Genomic DNA, 15,606 nt, shown 5'->3' with positions numbered 1-15,606 from the left:
CGCGCCGGTGCTCTTTTTTTGCGCGGCAACGCCAATGGCGAGCGACGCCGAAGCGCGAGAGCGGCGCCCAAACGAAAAACGCCGGCGGGTTGCCCCGCCGGCGTTTTGATCCAGTTCGAGAGAACCGATCTTAGAACTTTACGCCAACACCAGCGCGGATCGTGTTGGTGCTGAAGTCGATGTCGGTGCCGCTCGTACCGATGTTGTAGTGTTCCTTGCCGAAGGAAGCGTACTGGTACTCGACGCGAGCCGTGACGTTGTTCCAGACCTGAGCTTCGACGCCGGCGCCAACGGTCCAGCCCATGTGGGTCTGATCGTCCGAACCGAGGCCATTGACCGTAGCCTTGGCTGCCGAGATGGCTGCACCGCCCGTGCCGTAAGCGAGGTAACGATCGAAGGCATAACCAACGCGAGCGCGGGCCGTGCCGTCCCACTTCTGACGAACGCCACCGATGACATTCGAACCGCTGACGTCATCAAGGTTGGCGTCGATTTCTGCGCCGACAACCCACTGGTTGCCGAGATCGAAATTGTAACCAGCGTACAGGCCGCCCTTGAAGCCGCTGCCGTTGACGCTACCGAACGCGCCGAGCGTGTCTGCATCGTTGGAGGACCAGCCGTAGCCAACCATGGCGCCGACATACGGGCCGGTCCAGCTGAATGCCTGAGCAGCGGCCATCGGAGCCGGTGCGGGCTCGTAGGTGAGGTCCGCAGCCAGAACCGGGGCTGCCGAAAGAGCGAGCGCCAGGGCGCCGAGGGAGAGGGTGCGGATACGCAGCATCTTGGTCTCCATGCGTACTAAAATCGTACTGAACTAAATCTTACAAAGCTGGATCCGGAGGCCGTCGTTTGCCCCCGATCCGATGGTTTGAATTAACCCTCTCATTGCGGCAGAACATGACAGGAATTGCGGCATGTTCGAGGCATTCGGCACGCGTTGCCAAAATCACGCAAATCGTCACTAAGTCGCTGATTTAATGAAAATTTTAGCGACTTTTTTCGCCCCTAATTGAACCGTCGGACATCATGTCGACGCAGGTGTTGACCACATTTAACGAAGCCTAATGAAGGCTTACCGAAATGAGCGCGCCACCCTATCTTCGCAGCACCACGGATTCGTATGATCGGCAGGCAAAATGATGGATGAAAAGGGCATAGCGCTGGTCACGGGCGGCGCGCGGCGAATCGGCCGGGCGATCGTCGAGGACCTCGCGAAAAACGGCTTCGCCGTCGCCATCCATTGTCGAAGCTCGGTCGATGTCGCCGAAGCGCTCGCCAGCGACATCCGCGCTCAGGGTGGTCGCGCAGCGGTGGTCACCGCCGACCTCGCCGATCTCGACGCCGCCCGCGCGCTGCCCGCGAAGGCGGCCGAAGCGCTCGGGCCGCTGACTTTGCTCGTCAACAATGCCTCGATCTTCGAGGCGGACGGCATCGGCTCGCTTGATGCCGAGCGCTTCCAGCGACAGCTGGCGGTTAACCTTGCCGCGCCCGTTTTTCTCGCCGACGCCTTTGCCGCCCAGCTCCCAGCCGACCGCGAGGGGCTTGTCGTCAACATGATCGACCAGCGCGCCTGGAAGACAACGCCGCACTTCCTGTCCTACCAGCTTTCGAAATCCGGCCTGCTGACGGCGACCCGCACGCTGGCGCAGGCCTTGGCGCCGCGCATCCGCGTCAACGCTATCGGACCAGGCCCAACCCTGCCCTCGCCGCGCCAGGATCCGGCCGAATTCCGCAAGCAGGCCGAGGCCGTGCTGTTGCGTCACGGCCCCGACCTTTGCGAATTCGGACAAACGATACGATATCTGTATGAAACACGGTCCATCACCGGCCAGATGATCGCGCTCGATGGCGGGCAGCATCTGGCATGGGAAACGCCGGATATCGTAGGCATCAACGAGTGAACACCCTGCCCCCTCCCGACAGCGACAAGCCCGAGAACGGCCCCGAGACGGAGATCGTCGACGAGCCCGACGCGCCGGGGCCCGCGACGGCCGATCTTGCCCCCTTCGAAGCGGGTGGCGAGTTCCTGTCACGTGGGCAGGGGGCGGCGGTCATCGCCGATTTCGTCACGCGCCTGCCCAACGCGCCGGGTGTCTACCGGATGTTCGACCAGAGCGGCAACGTTCTCTATGTCGGCAAGGCGCGGAACCTGAAGAAGCGCGTCACCAGCTACACGCGCATCGGCATGCAGTCGAACCGGATCATCCGCATGATCCAGCAGACCGCGACGATGGAATTCGTCACGACGCGGACCGAGACGGAAGCGCTGCTGCTGGAAGCGAACCTGATCAAGCGCCTGCGGCCGCGCTACAATGTGCTGCTGCGCGACGACAAATCGTTTCCCTATATCCTGATCACCGGCGACCACGAGGCGCCGCAACTGGTCAAGCATCGCGGCGCGCGCTCGCGCAAGGGCGACTATTTCGGCCCGTTCGCCTCGGCCGGCGCTGTCGGCACGACGATGAACGCCATGCAGCGCGCCTTCCTGATCCGCACCTGCACCGATTCCGTCTACGAAAGCCGGACGCGGCCCTGCCTGCTGTTCCAGATCAAGCGCTGCTCGGCGCCCTGCACCGGCGAAATCGGGCTCGACGACTATGCGGAGCTTGTCCGCGAGGCCAAGGGGTTTCTCACCGGCAAATCGTCTGCGATCAAGACGGACCTCGCCCGTGCGATGGAGTCCGCTTCGGCCGATCTCGACTTTGAACGCGCCGCCATCTATCGCGACCGCATCGCTGCGCTGTCGCACGTCCAGTCGCACCAGGGCATCAATCCGCAATCGGTCGACGAGGCCGACGTGCTGGCGGTGCATCAGGAGGGCGGCCAGAGCTGCGTGCAGGTGTTCTTCTTCCGCACCGGCCAGAACTGGGGCAACCACGCCTTCTATCCGCGCGCCGACAAGAGCCTCGACGCGGCCGAGATCCTTGGCGCCTTCCTCGCCCAGTTTTACGAGGACAAGCCGGTCCCCGCGCTCATCCTGCTCAGTCAGGAAGTCGAGGAAATGGACCTGATCGCCGCGGCGCTCTCCGAGCATGCCGGGCATAAGGTCGAGATCGCCGTGCCGAAGCGCGGCGAGAAGAAGGATCTGGTTGACCACGCGCTGCTCAACGCGCGCGAAGCGCTTGGCCGAAACCTGGCCGAGACGTCCAGCCAAGCGCGTTTGCTGGACGGCGTTGCCGCCGCCTTCGGCCTCGAAAGCGCGCCGCGTCGCATCGAGGTCTACGACAACAGCCACATCATGGGCACCAACGCTGTCGGCGGCATGATCGTCGCCGGGCCGACCGGCTTCGTGAAAAACCAATACCGCAAGTTCAACATCCGCTCGGAAGACATTACGCCAGGCGACGATTTCGGCATGATGCGCGAAGTGCTGACGCGCCGCTTCTCGCGGCTGGTCAAGGAAGTCGGCTCGCGCGAGACGGCGCCACGCGACGAGGACGGTTTTGGGCCATGGCCGGACCTTGTCTTCGTCGACGGCGGACAGGGACAGCTCTCTGCCGCCCAGACGATCATTGACGAACTGGGCCTGACGGATCAGGTGCCGCTGATCGGTATCGCGAAGGGGCCGGACCGCGACGCAGGCCGCGAAAAGTTCTTCGTGCCCGGCCGCGAGGCCTTCATGTTGCAGCCTCGCGATCCCGTGCTCTATTTCGTCCAGCGCCTGCGCGACGAGGCCCACCGCTTCGCCATCGGCACCCACCGCGCCAAGCGCAAGGTGGCGCTGACCAAGAACCCGCTAGACGAAATCGACGGCATCGGCCCGACGCGCAAGCGCGCCCTGCTCGGCCATTTCGGCACGGCAAAGGCAGTCGGTCGCGCCAGCGTACCGGACCTGCTCAGCGTGCCCGGCATTTCGGAGCAGATGGCGCGCGCGATCTATGACTTCTTCCACGACAACGGCGAATAAGCAGACGCCGCATCCCATCAAATGGGCTGGCGTCTCGCAGCGCCGAAAATCTCGCCTAGCGGACAGCCTGACGCCAATAGGAAAGCGTCACCGGTCCGATCCGTTCGCCCTGCTCCTCATAGAGGGTTTCGAGTGCAACGAGAAAGGCGCGCGCCCGGTGCGCCAGCCCCAGTTGCGTCAAGGCTCGCAAAATGCGGCTGATCCGCAGCAGGTTGTGATTTCCCGGCCTCAGCCAGTTCGACGCCTTTTGTGGAAACGCGGCCGACCGAACAATTTCGAGGCCGCCCTCCGCTTGCACCTCCTCGAATCCGTAGAAGGCAAGCATCCTTCGAAAGGCTGCATCCAGCGAGGCCTGGAGGTCAGGCCGCTGCCGGAAGGCCGCGATGTCGGCTGTCGTCAGGATCGGCGCGTCGGGGTTAAAGGCGCTCCGCTCTGGCAGCGGAAACAGCCACTGGATATAGTCGTGAACGAACTCAAGCCGGTCGTCGTCCCAGCCCAGGATCTCCGCGATCTGTCGGCCCTGACTGTCGCTCGCGACGCCGGCATGGAAGCGCACCAGCGCTGACTCGGTGTTTGTCATCCGAAAGCTCCCTGCCCCGTCGCGTCAGACAGGGTCAGCCCGCGCTTCCCGCATGGCCGCCGCCCTTCGCTGAACCGTTGGCGGCATTCTCGCCATACGTCATGCCTTCGAGCTTCAGCCCGTCGGGATCCAGAAAAAATACGGCGTAATAGTCCTCGTAATACTCATCCGCCGGATCGACGATATCGGCGCCCTCCTGCTTCAAGAATGCCTCCAGATCGTCGACGTCCTTCCGGCTGCGCAACTCGAAGGCGTAGTGATGGAATCCGATGTCGCCGACGCGATGCTTGCGCTTCTTGCCCTCGGCGTCCGCCTCGCCGATCCAGAAGCGCGTCTTGCCATTCGTCCAGCCGATCATATCGCCGTAGTCGCCGAGGACCTCGAAGCCGAGAAAGGCAAACAGGCGACCGTAGAACGCCTTCGATCGCGCGAAATCACCCACGCGAATGACGAGATGGTCGATTCCGACAACCTGAACCATCGTCTTTTCCTGCTCCGGCGGCAGATCCGAAGACATCTGCGCGACTGACTAGACAATCCCCGAACAGGCTGGACCGTTCCAGAATGAACCACCCTTTCTGAAGCAAACACCAAATCGGACACGATCACTGTTCGCAATTATAAATAAGCTAAACTTATATTGTCGACTCACCTCAAAGCAACGCAGAAATTCAAATCGAATTTACTCGACGGAATGGAGTGCATCGCCAAATATGTGCCCGCTGATAATTCAACCCAAGATCCGCTCCGGGCGGGGAAAGCAGGTCTGCACGATGCGTGTTTCCATTCTTGCGGCGACTTTGGGGGCTGCGTTGGCAGCCGCCGTGCCGCTCTCGGCGCAAGCCGATACCGCGCTGACAAAGGAGCAGGCCCAGGCGATCGGGACGGATGCCTATCTCTACTTCTATCCGCTGATCACCATGGACCTGACGCGTCTGCAGAGCACCAATATCGAGCCCGGCAAGGAGCTCGGGCGCGGACCGATGAATACGTTCGTGAATGTCCCCGAGTTTCCTCCGGCCGATTTCAAGGTCGTCGTTCGGCCCAATTTCGACACGCTCTACTCGGTCGCCTGGCTGGACATGACGGAAGAGCCGGTAGTGGTCTCGAATGCGAGCACCGATGGCAGGTATTTCCTGCTGCCGATGCTCGACATGTGGTCGGACGTCTTCGCTTCTCCCGGCTGGCGCACGACCGGCACGCAAGCGGCCAATTATCTGGTAACGCCGCCCGGCTGGCGACCCGATCTCAGGGAAGACTGGCTGACGGAATTCAAGCTGCCGAAGGACACGATCCGGCTGGAAGCGCCAACACCTTATGTCTGGCTCGTCGGCCGCACCAAGACGGATGGCCCGTCGGACTATGACGCCGTCCACAAGATCCAGGCTGGCTACAAGGTCGTGCCGCTGTCGCAATGGGGCAAGGCCGCCACAGCAGCGGCCGTCAAGATCGATCCCAAGATCGACATGAAGACTCCGCCGAAACTGACGGCCGATCACATGCCGGGCGACCAGTACTTCGCCTATGCGGCCGAATTGCTGAAGCTGCACCCGCCCCACATGACCGACCAGCCGATGGTGGCCAATCTTGCCAAGATCGGCATCGTCCCCGGCCAGACCTTCGATTTCTCCAAGCTTTCGCCAGATGTCCAGGCAGCCCTCATGGCCGCGCCGGCGGCGGGGCAAAAACTGATGACGTGGAAGGTAAAGACGCTGGCCCAGATCGCGAATGGCTGGTCGATGAACACCGACACCATGGGCGTCTACGGCAACTACTACCTGAAGCGCGCGATTGTCGCGCAGCTTGGGCTCGGCGCCAACCTGCCGGAAGACGCGATCTATCCGCTCAATCTAGGCGATTCGACCGGGAAGCCTCTGGATGGCGCCAATGACTACGTCCTGCACTTCGAAGCGGGGCAGCAACCGCCGGTCGATGCCTTCTGGTCGGTCACCCTGTACGATCCCGACGGCTTCCAGGTCGCCAACCCGCTCAACCGCTTCGCGGTGTCGAGCTGGATGCCCTTCGTCAAGAACCCCGACGGCTCGCTCGACCTCTACTTCCAGAACGAGAGCCCCGGCAAGGACAAGGAAGCCAATTGGCTGCCCGCCCCCAAGGGACCGTTCAACCTGACGATGCGGCTCTACGCGCCGCAGAGCGCCGCGTTGACGGGCCGCTGGGTTCCGCCTGCGGTGACCCGCGCCGAAGCGACAAGCGCGCTGCCGCAATAGCGCGCCACCACCCGCAAAAATGAAAAGGGCGAGGCATCGACTGCCTCGCCCTCTTCATGCGGACATCCAATCGGGTCGTTTCAGTCGAGTTTCGAGAGCAGCGAAAGAAGCTCGCCCAGATGCGGCACCTCGCGAAAACGCGGCGCGCCGACCGGAGCTTCGACATGCTCAAACGACCAGGTTAGGTCGTGCGGGACATAGACACCCCAGCTTCCCGCTTCGATCGCCGGAACGATGTCTGACTTCAGCGAATTGCCGACCATCATGCTGTGCGCCGGACCGTCCGCATGGCGGGTGAAAATGCGCTGATAGGTCGAGGCGTTCTTGTCGCTGACGATCTCGACGGCGTTGAACAGCTCGCCAAGCCCGGATGCGGCAAGCTTGCGCTCCTGGTCGAACAGATCGCCCTTGGTGATCAGGATCAGCCGATACTGGCCGGAGAGTTGCTCCAGCGTCTCGCGCACATGCGGCAACGTCTCGACAGGATGGACCAGCATGTCCCGGCCCGCGGCGAGGATCTCGCTGATCGCGGTCGCCGGAATCTGGCCTTCCGTCAGTTCGATCGCCGTCTCGACCATCGACAGGGTGAAGCCCTTGATGCCGAAGCCATAGAGCTTGAGGTTGCGCCGCTCGGCCTCGTTCAGCCGGCGAGCGATATCCTCGCGATCGCCATGCTCGGCCAGCAGGTCGAGAAAGCGCTGCTCGGTCAGCCGATAGAACTGCTCATTTTGCCAGAGCGTGTCATCGGCATCGAAACCGATAGCGGTCAGCGAGGGGGTGCGAGACGACATTGGAATTCCATGGGCAAACGATCGATGAAAAAATAGCGGGCCGGCAGATGCCGACCCGCTACGTTACCTCAAATCAGACGTCGCGGCCGGATCAGGTCTCCTGGATAGCCGAGACCTTCCATTCGGCGCCAGGCTCACGAGAGAACGTCCAGAGTTCGGTCGTCTCCGTCACGGCGTCGGCATCACCCGAAACCACTGCACCGGTCGCCCGGTCGCGCATGACATCGCGGCTCTCGTAGCGCATGGCCACGGTGGCGTAGTCGGTGCCGTCCTCGCTCCAGGCCTCGGCAAGATCGCCCTGCAGCAGCTTGACGTCGGTGACGTCATTGCGCTGGCCGTTGGTGGCGTTCTGGCTCATTTCCTCGGAGAGGTAGGACATGATTTCCGGCGTCGTGCGCAACCGCAGAGCCGCATAGTCCTCGCGACCGAAAGCGCCCTGCACGTCGTCCAGCAGCTGCTGGAAGTCCTCGAGGTCGCCGCCGGTGATGCCGACTTCGTCATTGGCGTTCATGGCGTTGGCAGGGCGCGGGGGTGCCTTGGCGCCCGAACCAAAGCCGCCGAGACCACCGAAGCCGCCAAGGCCGGCGCCAAGACCGCTGCGCGGAGCGTCAGACGTCTTCGCGGCAGGCGTATTGGCCGAAGGCGCGTCCGGCATCATGCCGCGAGGCATACCGGCCGGAGCCGCACCGGCACCCGCCGAGCGATTGCGGTTGGCGAAGAAGCGGAACAGGAACATCGCGGCGATGGCGAGCAGCGCGAACTGCAGGATAAAGCCGAAAGCGCCGGCCATTCCGCCGAGTCCGTTGCCCATCAACATGCCGATCAGGCCGCCGACCATCAGGCCGCCGAGCATCGATCCACCGAGACCACCGAGGAAGCCGGGGCGCGAAGCCTGCGCGGCAGCACCCGGGTTCGCGGCGTTGGTGGACTGGGCTGCCGACGGCTGCGTCATCGAGCGCTGCACCGGCTGGGCGGCGTTCGGGGCAGTCTGGGTGGCAGCAGGAGCCTGGAAGGTGCGCGAGCCGCGGCTACCAAAACTGCCGCCACGACGCGCATCCGCGTCGGCCACTATAGCGAAGCTCATCGCCGTGGCGATGCCAATCATCGCCAGAAAAGCCGGTGTGCGCTTGCCGAAAATCATGTCTCTTCCCTTTTGTGAGATAGCGAGCCCTTTAGGGCCCTCAGGAGGCCATGTAGGAACGGCAAGGGAAGATGTTTAGGGGCGGCCGCGTCATTCTTTCAATTTCGTCATTCGCGGCATCGTGTTATTGGCTCGCCGCATGACATACAAGGTTGCCGCCCTTTATCAATTCGCAGCATTTCCCGATTTCGAGGCGTTGCGTGCGCCGCTGATCGAACTCTGTGCGACGCACGGGATTCGCGGCACGCTGCTGCTTTCCCCGGAAGGGATAAACGGCACCATTGCCGGCTTGGACGAAGGGATCGAGGCGGTGATTGCCGAGATGACGACCGGCACGTTGTTCGGCGGCCGGCTCGATAATCTCGAACTCAAATATTCCGGCGCGACAGCGATGCCGTTCAAGCGGATGAAGGTCCGCCTGAAGAAGGAAATCGTCACGCTGTTGCAGCCGCAGGTCGACCCGACCCGGCAGGTCGGCACCTATGTGGCGGCCGAGGACTGGAACGCGCTGATCTCGGATCCCGACGTCGTCGTTCTCGATACACGCAACCGCTTCGAAGTGAAGATGGGCACCTTCGAGGGCGCACTGGATCCGGAAACGAGAAAATTCTCGCAGTTCCCGGATTTCGTCAGCCGCACGCTCGACCCGGACAAGAACAAGAAGGTCGCCATGTTCTGCACCGGAGGCATCCGTTGCGAGAAGGCGAGTTCCTACCTGCTGTCGCAGGGCTTCGCGGAGGTATTCCACCTCAAGGGCGGCATCCTCAAATATCTCGAGACAATCCCGGCCGAGGAAAGCCTCTGGCAGGGAGAGTGCTTCGTGTTCGACGAGCGTGTCGCGCTTGGCCATGGTCTGGCAGAGCGCGCGCCCATCGACGAGGACGGCGAAGGCGAGACGCCCAAGGGTATGGAATAACACGCTGTTCTGACCTCTCCCTGAGGGAGAGGTCGACGGCCAAGGGCCGGCGGGTGAGGGTTTACGCCCTCACCGGGTGGTTTCCTAAACCCTCACCCGGCTCTTCGAGCCGACCTCTCCCGTGAGGCGAGAGGTGAAGGAAGGGCAAACCCGCCTCAGCCGGCGTCTTCCGTGTCGTCGCGCAGATAGGCTTCGACCACGCCCTTGAGCTTGATCGTCAGCGGGTTGCCGAAACGGTCGCGAGCCTTGCCGGCGGCAACGCGGACCCAGCCTTCGCTGACGCAATATTCCTCGACATTGGTCTTCTCGGTGCCGTTGAAACGGATGCCGATGCCGCGCTCGAGCAGCGCCTCGTCATGGAAGGGGCTCTTCGGGTCGTTGGAAAGACGGTCGGGCAGCGTGTCGGTCATGATGGAGCCTTCAAATCAATAAGCATTCGACGGAGACATAGCGGGGCGTTGCCTTCCTGCCAAGCCGCACCGCCCAGCCCCCGCGACAACGGTTCACCTGCCAAGCGCCGAAGCGATGGTCAGCAGCAGAACATACAGCCCCGTTCCCGTCAGCATGAACATGACTGCAGCTGATCCAAGATCCTTGGCGCGGCGGGCAAACTCGGATTGTTCGGGCGAGACGCGATCGACGATCTCCTCGATCGCCGTGTTCAGCGCCTCGACGGCGAGCGAGGCGAAAGCGAGACCGAGAAACACGCCGATTTCAGCCATGGACCGCCCGATCACGACAATCCAGAGGAGGCCGGCAGCGCCGGCTGCCAGTTCCATGCGCGAGGCCATCTCGCCCTTGAACAGCACGGCCATGCCGGCGCCCGACCAACGCAGCGCCTTGAAGAAATGATCGATCCAGGCCCGCATGCTTATTCCCCGTCCAAACGTTGCCACAAGCCGCGGCTACACCTAGTTGAATGCTTCCAAGGTGGCGCAATCGTCGCGCTACGCGATATCATGTACGCGATTCCCCGCGATTGCCTCTCCCGGCAATGCAACCGAGCGCCAATCTTGTCCCGCCACCTTGGCAGGGCATGGTCCGGATGCAATATGATGGAGAGGGTTCAGGACAGATATGAGCGAACTTCGCACCTTCGACGTCAGACGGCCGCAGCGGGCGCTTCTGCTTTCGCTTCCGAACATCCTGACCTATGCCCGCATTCTGGCGGTGCCACTCGTCGTCTTCTGCGTGGTCGGCGGCAAGGATTCGTGGCGCTGGATCGCGCTGTCGCTCTTCATCATCGCCAGCGTGACCGACTATCTCGACGGCTATCTGGCGCGGATATGGAAGCAGCAATCCTCGCTCGGCCGCATGCTGGATCCGATCGCCGACAAGTTGCTCGTCTCCGCCTGCCTCCTGGCCCTGGTGTTTGAGCGCACCATCGGCGGGCTGTCGCTTTGGGCTGCGCTGATCATCCTCTCCCGCGAGATCCTTGTCTCTGGACTGCGCGAATATCTGGCCGAGCTGCGCGTCAGCGTGCCGGTATCGCGTCTCGCCAAGTGGAAGACCGCGCTGCAGATGGTCTCGATCGCCTTCCTGCTCGCAGGCCCGGCCGGCGACGCCTATTTCGCCTACGCCACGACGATCGGCATCGTGCTGCTCTGGATTTCGGCCATCGTCACGCTCTACACCGGCTATGACTATTTCCGGGCCGGCCTCAGCCATATCCTGGAGGAAGAGACGTGAAGCTCGTTTATTTCGCCTGGGTCCGGGAGCGGATCGGCACGGCGGAGGAAACGGTGGAGCTGCCCAAGAGCGTCGAGACGGTCGGCGACCTGCTCGGCTGGCTCAAGACACGCGGCGACGGCTACGACGCCGCCCTTGCCGAACCGGATGCCATCCGCGTCGCCCTCGATCATGACCACGCGGATCACGACGCCCGAATTGCCGGCGTCCGGGAAGTCGCCTTCTTCCCCCCCATGACCGGAGGTTGAGTTCGCCATGGCCCATGTCCGCGTTGCGATCGTTTCGGAACCTCTCGACATCACGTCGGAAATGGAGCGCGTAACGGCGGGGCGCGGCGATATCGGCGCGGTTGTTACCTTCACCGGCCTTTGCCGCGACGAGGATGGACGGCTCGAAGCGCTGGAGCTCGAGCACTATCCGGGCATGGCAGAGGCGGAAGTCACCCGCATCGCCGAGCAGGCCGCTGGCCGGTGGGATATCTCCGACGTCACGATTTTGCACCGTCATGGCAAGGTGAAGCCGGGCGAAGTCATCGTGCTTGTGGTCACCGCCTCCAAGCACCGGCACGCCGCGTTCGAGTCGGCCGCCTTCATCATGGATTTCCTGAAGACCCATGCCCCGTTCTGGAAAAAGGAACATACGGCGGCCGGTGCGGTGAACTGGGTTTCGGCCAAGCGGTCGGATGATGATGCCGAAGAGCGCTGGAAGACGGCTGATTGAACCACTCCCCTCTACATCGTTCCCACGGCGCCTTCGCGCCGCATGAGGCGCTGGCCGAAGCGCTGCTGCCGCATGCGACGTCCAGCGATGACGGCTCGCATGATGTCGCCCACCTGCAGCGTGTCTGGAACAACGCTGCCGCCATTCTGGCGAAGGAAGGCGGCGCGTCGGAAATCGTCGCTGCGGCCACGCTGCTGCATGACTGCGTTACGGTCGAGAAGAACGACCCGATGCGCGCCCAGGCGTCGCGCCTCGCCGCCCGCAAGGCGGAAGCGGTTCTAGCCGAGCTCGGTTGGGATGCAGCGCGTATCGCCGCTGTCGCCCATGCCATTGAAGCGCACAGCTTTTCCGCAGCCATCCGGCCCGAGACGCTGGAAGCCAGGATTTTGCAGGATGCCGACCGGCTCGATGCCATCGGCATGATCGGCGTCGCGCGCTGTTTCTATATCGCCGGCAGGATGGGCAGCGGCCTCTATGATCCGGCCGATCCGGAGGCGAACTGGCGTCCGCTCGACGATAAGAGCTTTGCCATCGATCACTTCGAGAACAAGCTGTTCAAGCTCGCCGCCGGTTTTCAAACCCAGGCGGGCGCACAACTCGCCGAACTCCGGCAGGCACGGCTGCGCCGGTTTTATGACGAGTTTCTCGACGAGATCTGAGGCCGCCGTTCAAAGAGGCGCTGCCGGTAGCAAAGGAACGCTTGATGCTGACGATCTGGGGCCGCAACAACTCGACCAACGTCAAGAAGGTGCTCTGGTGCGCCGAGGAAGCCGGTCTCCCCTATGACTGGATCCCCGCCGGCGGCAGCTTCGGGTTGACCGCCGACCCTGCCTATCGCGCCATGAACCCGAACGGCCTCGTGCCCACCATCCGCGACGGCGATTTCGTTCTGTGGGAATCAAACGCCATCGTCCGCTATCTTTCGGGGCGATATGCGCCCGGCACGCTTTCGCCGGAAGAGCCGACCGCGCGAGCCAGCGCCGATCGCTGGATGGATTTTGCGACGTCGAGCCTTGCCGGCCCTTTCCGCGATCTGTTTTGGGGCATGGTCCGCACGCCAGCGGACAAGCGCGACATGGCGGCGATCGAAGCGGGGCGCCTAAAATGCGCCGGCCTGTTGGCCTTCGTTGACCGCACGCTGGCAGATCAGCCTTGGCTTTCGGGCAAAAACTTCGGCATGGGCGACATCCCGCTCGGCTGCTTTGCCTATGCCTGGTTCGAGATGCCGATCGAGCGCCCCGACCTACCGCACCTCGCGGCGTGGTACGCGCGACTGACCGAGCGGCCGGCCTATCGCAAGACGGTGATGATCGGGCTGAGCTGAGGCGAATACGAGCCCTCCCGTCCTTCCTTCACCTCTCCCTGAGGGAGAGGTCGACGGCCGCAGGCCGGCGGGTGATGGTTTAGGAAACTATCCGGCAAGGCCGTAAACCCTCACCCGGCTCTTCGAGCCGACCTCTCCCTCAGGGAGAGGTGAAGGACGGCACCCCCGAAAACAAAAATGGCCGGGACAAGCCCGGCCATTTTCGTATCGTCAAAAAGTTCGGCTGATTAGCCGACGAGCTCGATGCCCGAGAACCAGTAAGCGATTTCCTCGGCAGCGGTCTCGGGAGCGTCCGAACCGTGGACCGAGTTCTCGCCGATCGACAAGGCGAATTCCTTGCGGATCGTGCCGGCGTCGGCATTGGCCGGGTTGGTCGCGCCCATGACTTCGCGGTTCTTCAGGATGGCGCCTTCGCCTTCCAGAACCTGAACGACGGTCGGGCCAGCGGTCATCGTCTCGACCAGCTCACCGAAGAAGGGACGCTCCTTGTGAACGGCGTAGAAGCCCTCTGCCTGCTGGCGGGACATCCAGACGCGCTTGGAAGCGACGACGCGCAGGCCGGCGTCTTCCAGCTTGGCGATGATCTTGCCGGTCAGGTTGCGCTGGGTCGCGTCGGGCTTGATCATCGAGAAGGTGCGTTCGATCGCCATGTCTTTAGTCCTGTCATATCGATTGGAGAGGGATGATTGGGTGGCGCTGTATAGCCTTGCCACAGGGGCCGGGCAAGGGCGGCAACATCGCTGCCGCTCGTTTCAGACGGCCCGATTCTGCTAGCGGATCGACAGAATACCTTGATCCGGTAAGCCGGCTTGCTCGGGCAAGGCGCTTTGGGACGTCTTCATCGCCAGATCGTGGCTCAGCAATCCACGCAGCGCGATATCGACCGCCTTTTCCTTGCGCATCAGCGCGCGTAGCCGCTCGACATCCCATTCCAGGACACGCGCACCCGGTTGCAGGCGCACATCCGCCGTCGCCGTGCCGCCTGTCAGGAACGCGATTTCGCCGATGAATGAACCCGCGCCTATACTCAGGCGCCTACCATCCTTGTTCACCTCGGCAACGCCGGAAAGAACATGGAACAGCCGATCCGGCCGGACGCCCCGCTGCGTCATCGCCATCGGCCCGTCGACTCGCCGCGCGCAGGCGAGCAGCCTGCGGAACTGGCCGGGCGAGAGGACATCGACCGCCTCGAACAGCGGCCTTACCTCATCGTCGATGCCGAACCGCAGCCGGTCCCGAAATACGAGGACGATCATGATGACGTTGAGCACGATCGTCAGGATCTTCCAGACGAGCGGATCGAACAGCGGACCACCCGACGAAATCAGGAGGTAATAGATCGACTGGAGGATCATGCTGACGATGATCACCAGCCGCAGGTGGATCTGGTCGCGAAACAGGTAGGCGATCAGGGCAATGGCATTGCCGACATGGAAGATGATCTCGAGCAGCAGCGGGTGGGATATTCCCATATCGCGAACGGAGCCTCAGCATGGCGCGGGACTCACCCGCCGATATGACGTAAGGTTAACCGCAATCTTCCCCCGCCGTGTGACACGCTTTGCAAAAAACTCCGGGCCGGGATAATCCGGCAAGCGTTCGGTTCCCGCCATGATGCGGGCGCCAGCCATCCGGAGCTTTCCAGACCATGAAGCCGCATTTCGCAATGTTCGCCGCCTATAATGGCTGGGCCAACGATCGTCTCTACGCCGCGGCCCTCGCCCTGCCGCGCGAGGACTATCTCGCCGATCACGGCGCGTTTTTCGGCTCGCTCAACGGCACGCTCAACCACCTCCTCGTCACCGACCGGATCTGGCAGCGGCGCTTTAGCGGCGCAGGCCCGGTCCATGCGGCGCTTACCGAGATCGTGACGGACGATCTCGACGAACTGGCCCGGCTACGCGCAGCCGAGGATGCACGGCTCATCGCCTATGTCGACGGCCTCACGGAAGCGCAGATCGCCGGCAATTTCACCTATCGGCCGATCACCAACCCGGTGGAGGTGACCCAGCCGCTCGGCCCCGCCCTCGCCCATCTGTTCAATCACCAGACTCACCATCGCGGCCAGGCGACGGCGATCCTGACGCGCATCGCCGGCCGGGACGCCTGCGAAAGCCTCGACCTGATCCAGTTCCAGCGCCAGACGGGCATGGGACTGCGCTAGCAAGCCCTGAAACGACACGCCTTGCGGGCCTTTCATCTCGCCACAACCGGTCACGCAAATTTATCGGCAGTGTGTGATGGCAGTCGCTTGATTCAACCGGGGTGGAGGCGCAGGTTTTCCGCCGATGCGTTTTCTGTTTCTGCGAG

General features: G+C 62.9%; 19 protein-coding genes. 10 read left to right on the top strand and 9 right to left on the bottom strand.

The window, feature by feature from the left end:
- Positions 1-130: 130 nt before the first annotated feature.
- A complete protein-coding gene (locus tag OSH12_RS01855; RefSeq protein WP_266341800.1) occupies positions 131-781 on the bottom strand; it encodes an outer membrane protein in 651 nt (216 codons plus the stop codon).
- A 355-nt stretch (positions 782-1,136) separates the two neighbouring features.
- Between OSH12_RS01855 and OSH12_RS01850 the strand changes: the two genes are divergently transcribed.
- Both OSH12_RS01850 and uvrC read left to right on the top strand, forming a co-directional pair.
- The gene (locus OSH12_RS01850) at positions 1,137-1,901 is read left to right on the top strand and encodes an SDR family oxidoreductase (protein WP_266341799.1); all 765 of its coding nucleotides are present in this window, start codon (positions 1,137-1,139) and stop codon (positions 1,899-1,901) included.
- On the top strand, positions 1,865-3,907 hold the full coding sequence (gene uvrC, locus OSH12_RS01845) for an excinuclease ABC subunit UvrC (protein WP_266341798.1): 2,043 nt from the start codon (positions 1,865-1,867) through the stop codon (positions 3,905-3,907). Before OSH12_RS01850 ends, uvrC begins: the two co-directional genes overlap by 37 nt.
- Before the next feature lie 55 nt (positions 3,908-3,962).
- Here uvrC and OSH12_RS01840 read toward each other — a convergent pair whose 3' ends face one another.
- A complete protein-coding gene (locus OSH12_RS01840) occupies positions 3,963-4,487 on the bottom strand; it encodes an opioid growth factor receptor-related protein (RefSeq protein ID WP_266341797.1) in 525 nt (174 codons plus the stop codon).
- 34 nt (positions 4,488-4,521) lie between these two features.
- A complete protein-coding gene (locus tag OSH12_RS01835; protein WP_266341796.1) occupies positions 4,522-4,968 on the bottom strand; it encodes a VOC family protein in 447 nt (148 codons plus the stop codon).
- 292 nt (positions 4,969-5,260) lie between these two features.
- On the opposite strand from OSH12_RS01835, the gene OSH12_RS01830 reads away from it, so the two are divergent.
- Positions 5,261-6,715, top strand: a complete 1,455-nt coding sequence (locus OSH12_RS01830) for a DUF1254 domain-containing protein (protein WP_266341795.1) — start codon at positions 5,261-5,263, stop codon at positions 6,713-6,715.
- 80 nt (positions 6,716-6,795) lie between these two features.
- Here the strand turns inward: OSH12_RS01830 and OSH12_RS01825 are convergent, their stop codons facing one another.
- Together OSH12_RS01825 and OSH12_RS01820 are read right to left on the bottom strand one after the other, a co-directional pair.
- Positions 6,796-7,506 carry an HAD family hydrolase gene (locus OSH12_RS01825; RefSeq protein WP_266341794.1) on the bottom strand — a complete coding sequence of 237 codons (711 nt, stop codon included), beginning with the start codon at positions 7,504-7,506 and terminating at the stop codon, positions 6,796-6,798.
- A gap of 91 nt (positions 7,507-7,597) precedes the next feature.
- The gene (locus tag OSH12_RS01820) at positions 7,598-8,647 is read right to left on the bottom strand and encodes a Tim44 domain-containing protein (protein ID WP_266341793.1); all 1,050 of its coding nucleotides are present in this window, start codon (positions 8,645-8,647) and stop codon (positions 7,598-7,600) included.
- Positions 8,648-8,786: 139 nt separating this feature from the next.
- Between OSH12_RS01820 and trhO the strand changes: the two genes are divergently transcribed.
- Positions 8,787-9,563 (top strand): oxygen-dependent tRNA uridine(34) hydroxylase TrhO, encoded by a 777-nt coding sequence (gene trhO / locus OSH12_RS01815; protein ID WP_266341792.1) that lies wholly within the window; start codon positions 8,787-8,789, stop codon positions 9,561-9,563.
- 155 nt (positions 9,564-9,718) lie between these two features.
- On the opposite strand, the gene OSH12_RS01810 is transcribed toward trhO, so the two are convergent.
- Together OSH12_RS01810 and OSH12_RS01805 are read right to left on the bottom strand one after the other, a co-directional pair.
- Positions 9,719-9,973: a DUF3297 family protein gene (locus OSH12_RS01810; RefSeq protein ID WP_266341791.1), complete on the bottom strand. Its 255-nt coding sequence runs from the start codon at positions 9,971-9,973 to the stop codon at positions 9,719-9,721.
- A 93-nt stretch (positions 9,974-10,066) separates the two neighbouring features.
- Positions 10,067-10,432, bottom strand: coding sequence for a diacylglycerol kinase (locus OSH12_RS01805; RefSeq protein ID WP_266341790.1), 366 nt, complete (start codon positions 10,430-10,432; stop codon positions 10,067-10,069).
- 208 nt (positions 10,433-10,640) lie between these two features.
- Here OSH12_RS01805 and pgsA point away from each other — a divergent pair, with 208 nt between their 5' ends.
- Genes pgsA through OSH12_RS01780 form a run of 5 tightly spaced genes read left to right on the top strand, consistent with a single transcriptional unit; the run spans position 10,641 to position 13,296 of the window.
- Complete coding sequence (gene pgsA, locus OSH12_RS01800) at positions 10,641-11,252, top strand: CDP-diacylglycerol--glycerol-3-phosphate 3-phosphatidyltransferase (protein ID WP_266341789.1); 612 nt, start codon at positions 10,641-10,643, stop codon at positions 11,250-11,252.
- A complete protein-coding gene (moaD, locus tag OSH12_RS01795; RefSeq protein ID WP_266341788.1) occupies positions 11,249-11,500 on the top strand; it encodes a molybdopterin converting factor subunit 1 in 252 nt (83 codons plus the stop codon). Before pgsA ends, moaD begins: the two co-directional genes overlap by 4 nt.
- 7 nt (positions 11,501-11,507) lie before the next feature.
- Positions 11,508-11,972, top strand: coding sequence for a molybdenum cofactor biosynthesis protein MoaE (locus OSH12_RS01790; RefSeq protein ID WP_266341787.1), 465 nt, complete (start codon positions 11,508-11,510; stop codon positions 11,970-11,972).
- On the top strand, positions 11,969-12,631 hold the full coding sequence (locus OSH12_RS01785) for an HD domain-containing protein (RefSeq protein WP_266341786.1): 663 nt from the start codon (positions 11,969-11,971) through the stop codon (positions 12,629-12,631). Before OSH12_RS01790 ends, OSH12_RS01785 begins: the two co-directional genes overlap by 4 nt.
- A gap of 44 nt (positions 12,632-12,675) precedes the next feature.
- On the top strand, positions 12,676-13,296 hold the full coding sequence (locus tag OSH12_RS01780; protein ID WP_266341785.1) for a glutathione S-transferase family protein: 621 nt from the start codon (positions 12,676-12,678) through the stop codon (positions 13,294-13,296).
- A 227-nt stretch (positions 13,297-13,523) separates the two neighbouring features.
- On the opposite strand, the gene ndk is transcribed toward OSH12_RS01780, so the two are convergent.
- Positions 13,524-13,946: a nucleoside-diphosphate kinase gene (ndk, locus tag OSH12_RS01775; RefSeq protein WP_266341784.1), complete on the bottom strand. Its 423-nt coding sequence runs from the start codon at positions 13,944-13,946 to the stop codon at positions 13,524-13,526.
- A 120-nt stretch (positions 13,947-14,066) separates the two neighbouring features.
- A complete protein-coding gene (locus OSH12_RS01770) occupies positions 14,067-14,768 on the bottom strand; it encodes a cyclic nucleotide-binding domain-containing protein (protein WP_266341783.1) in 702 nt (233 codons plus the stop codon).
- Between the two features lie 176 nt (positions 14,769-14,944).
- Here OSH12_RS01770 and OSH12_RS01765 point away from each other — a divergent pair, with 176 nt between their 5' ends.
- Complete coding sequence (locus OSH12_RS01765; RefSeq protein WP_266341782.1) at positions 14,945-15,460, top strand: DinB family protein; 516 nt, start codon at positions 14,945-14,947, stop codon at positions 15,458-15,460.
- Positions 15,461-15,606 lie beyond the last annotated feature (146 nt).

The sequence above is a fragment of the Kaistia terrae genome (assembly GCF_026344005.1).
GTDB lineage: Bacteria > Pseudomonadota > Alphaproteobacteria > Rhizobiales > Kaistiaceae > Kaistia > Kaistia terrae.
The sequence above is the reverse complement of the archived record's forward strand: the minus strand, read 5'-3'. Positions and strand labels throughout refer to the sequence as shown.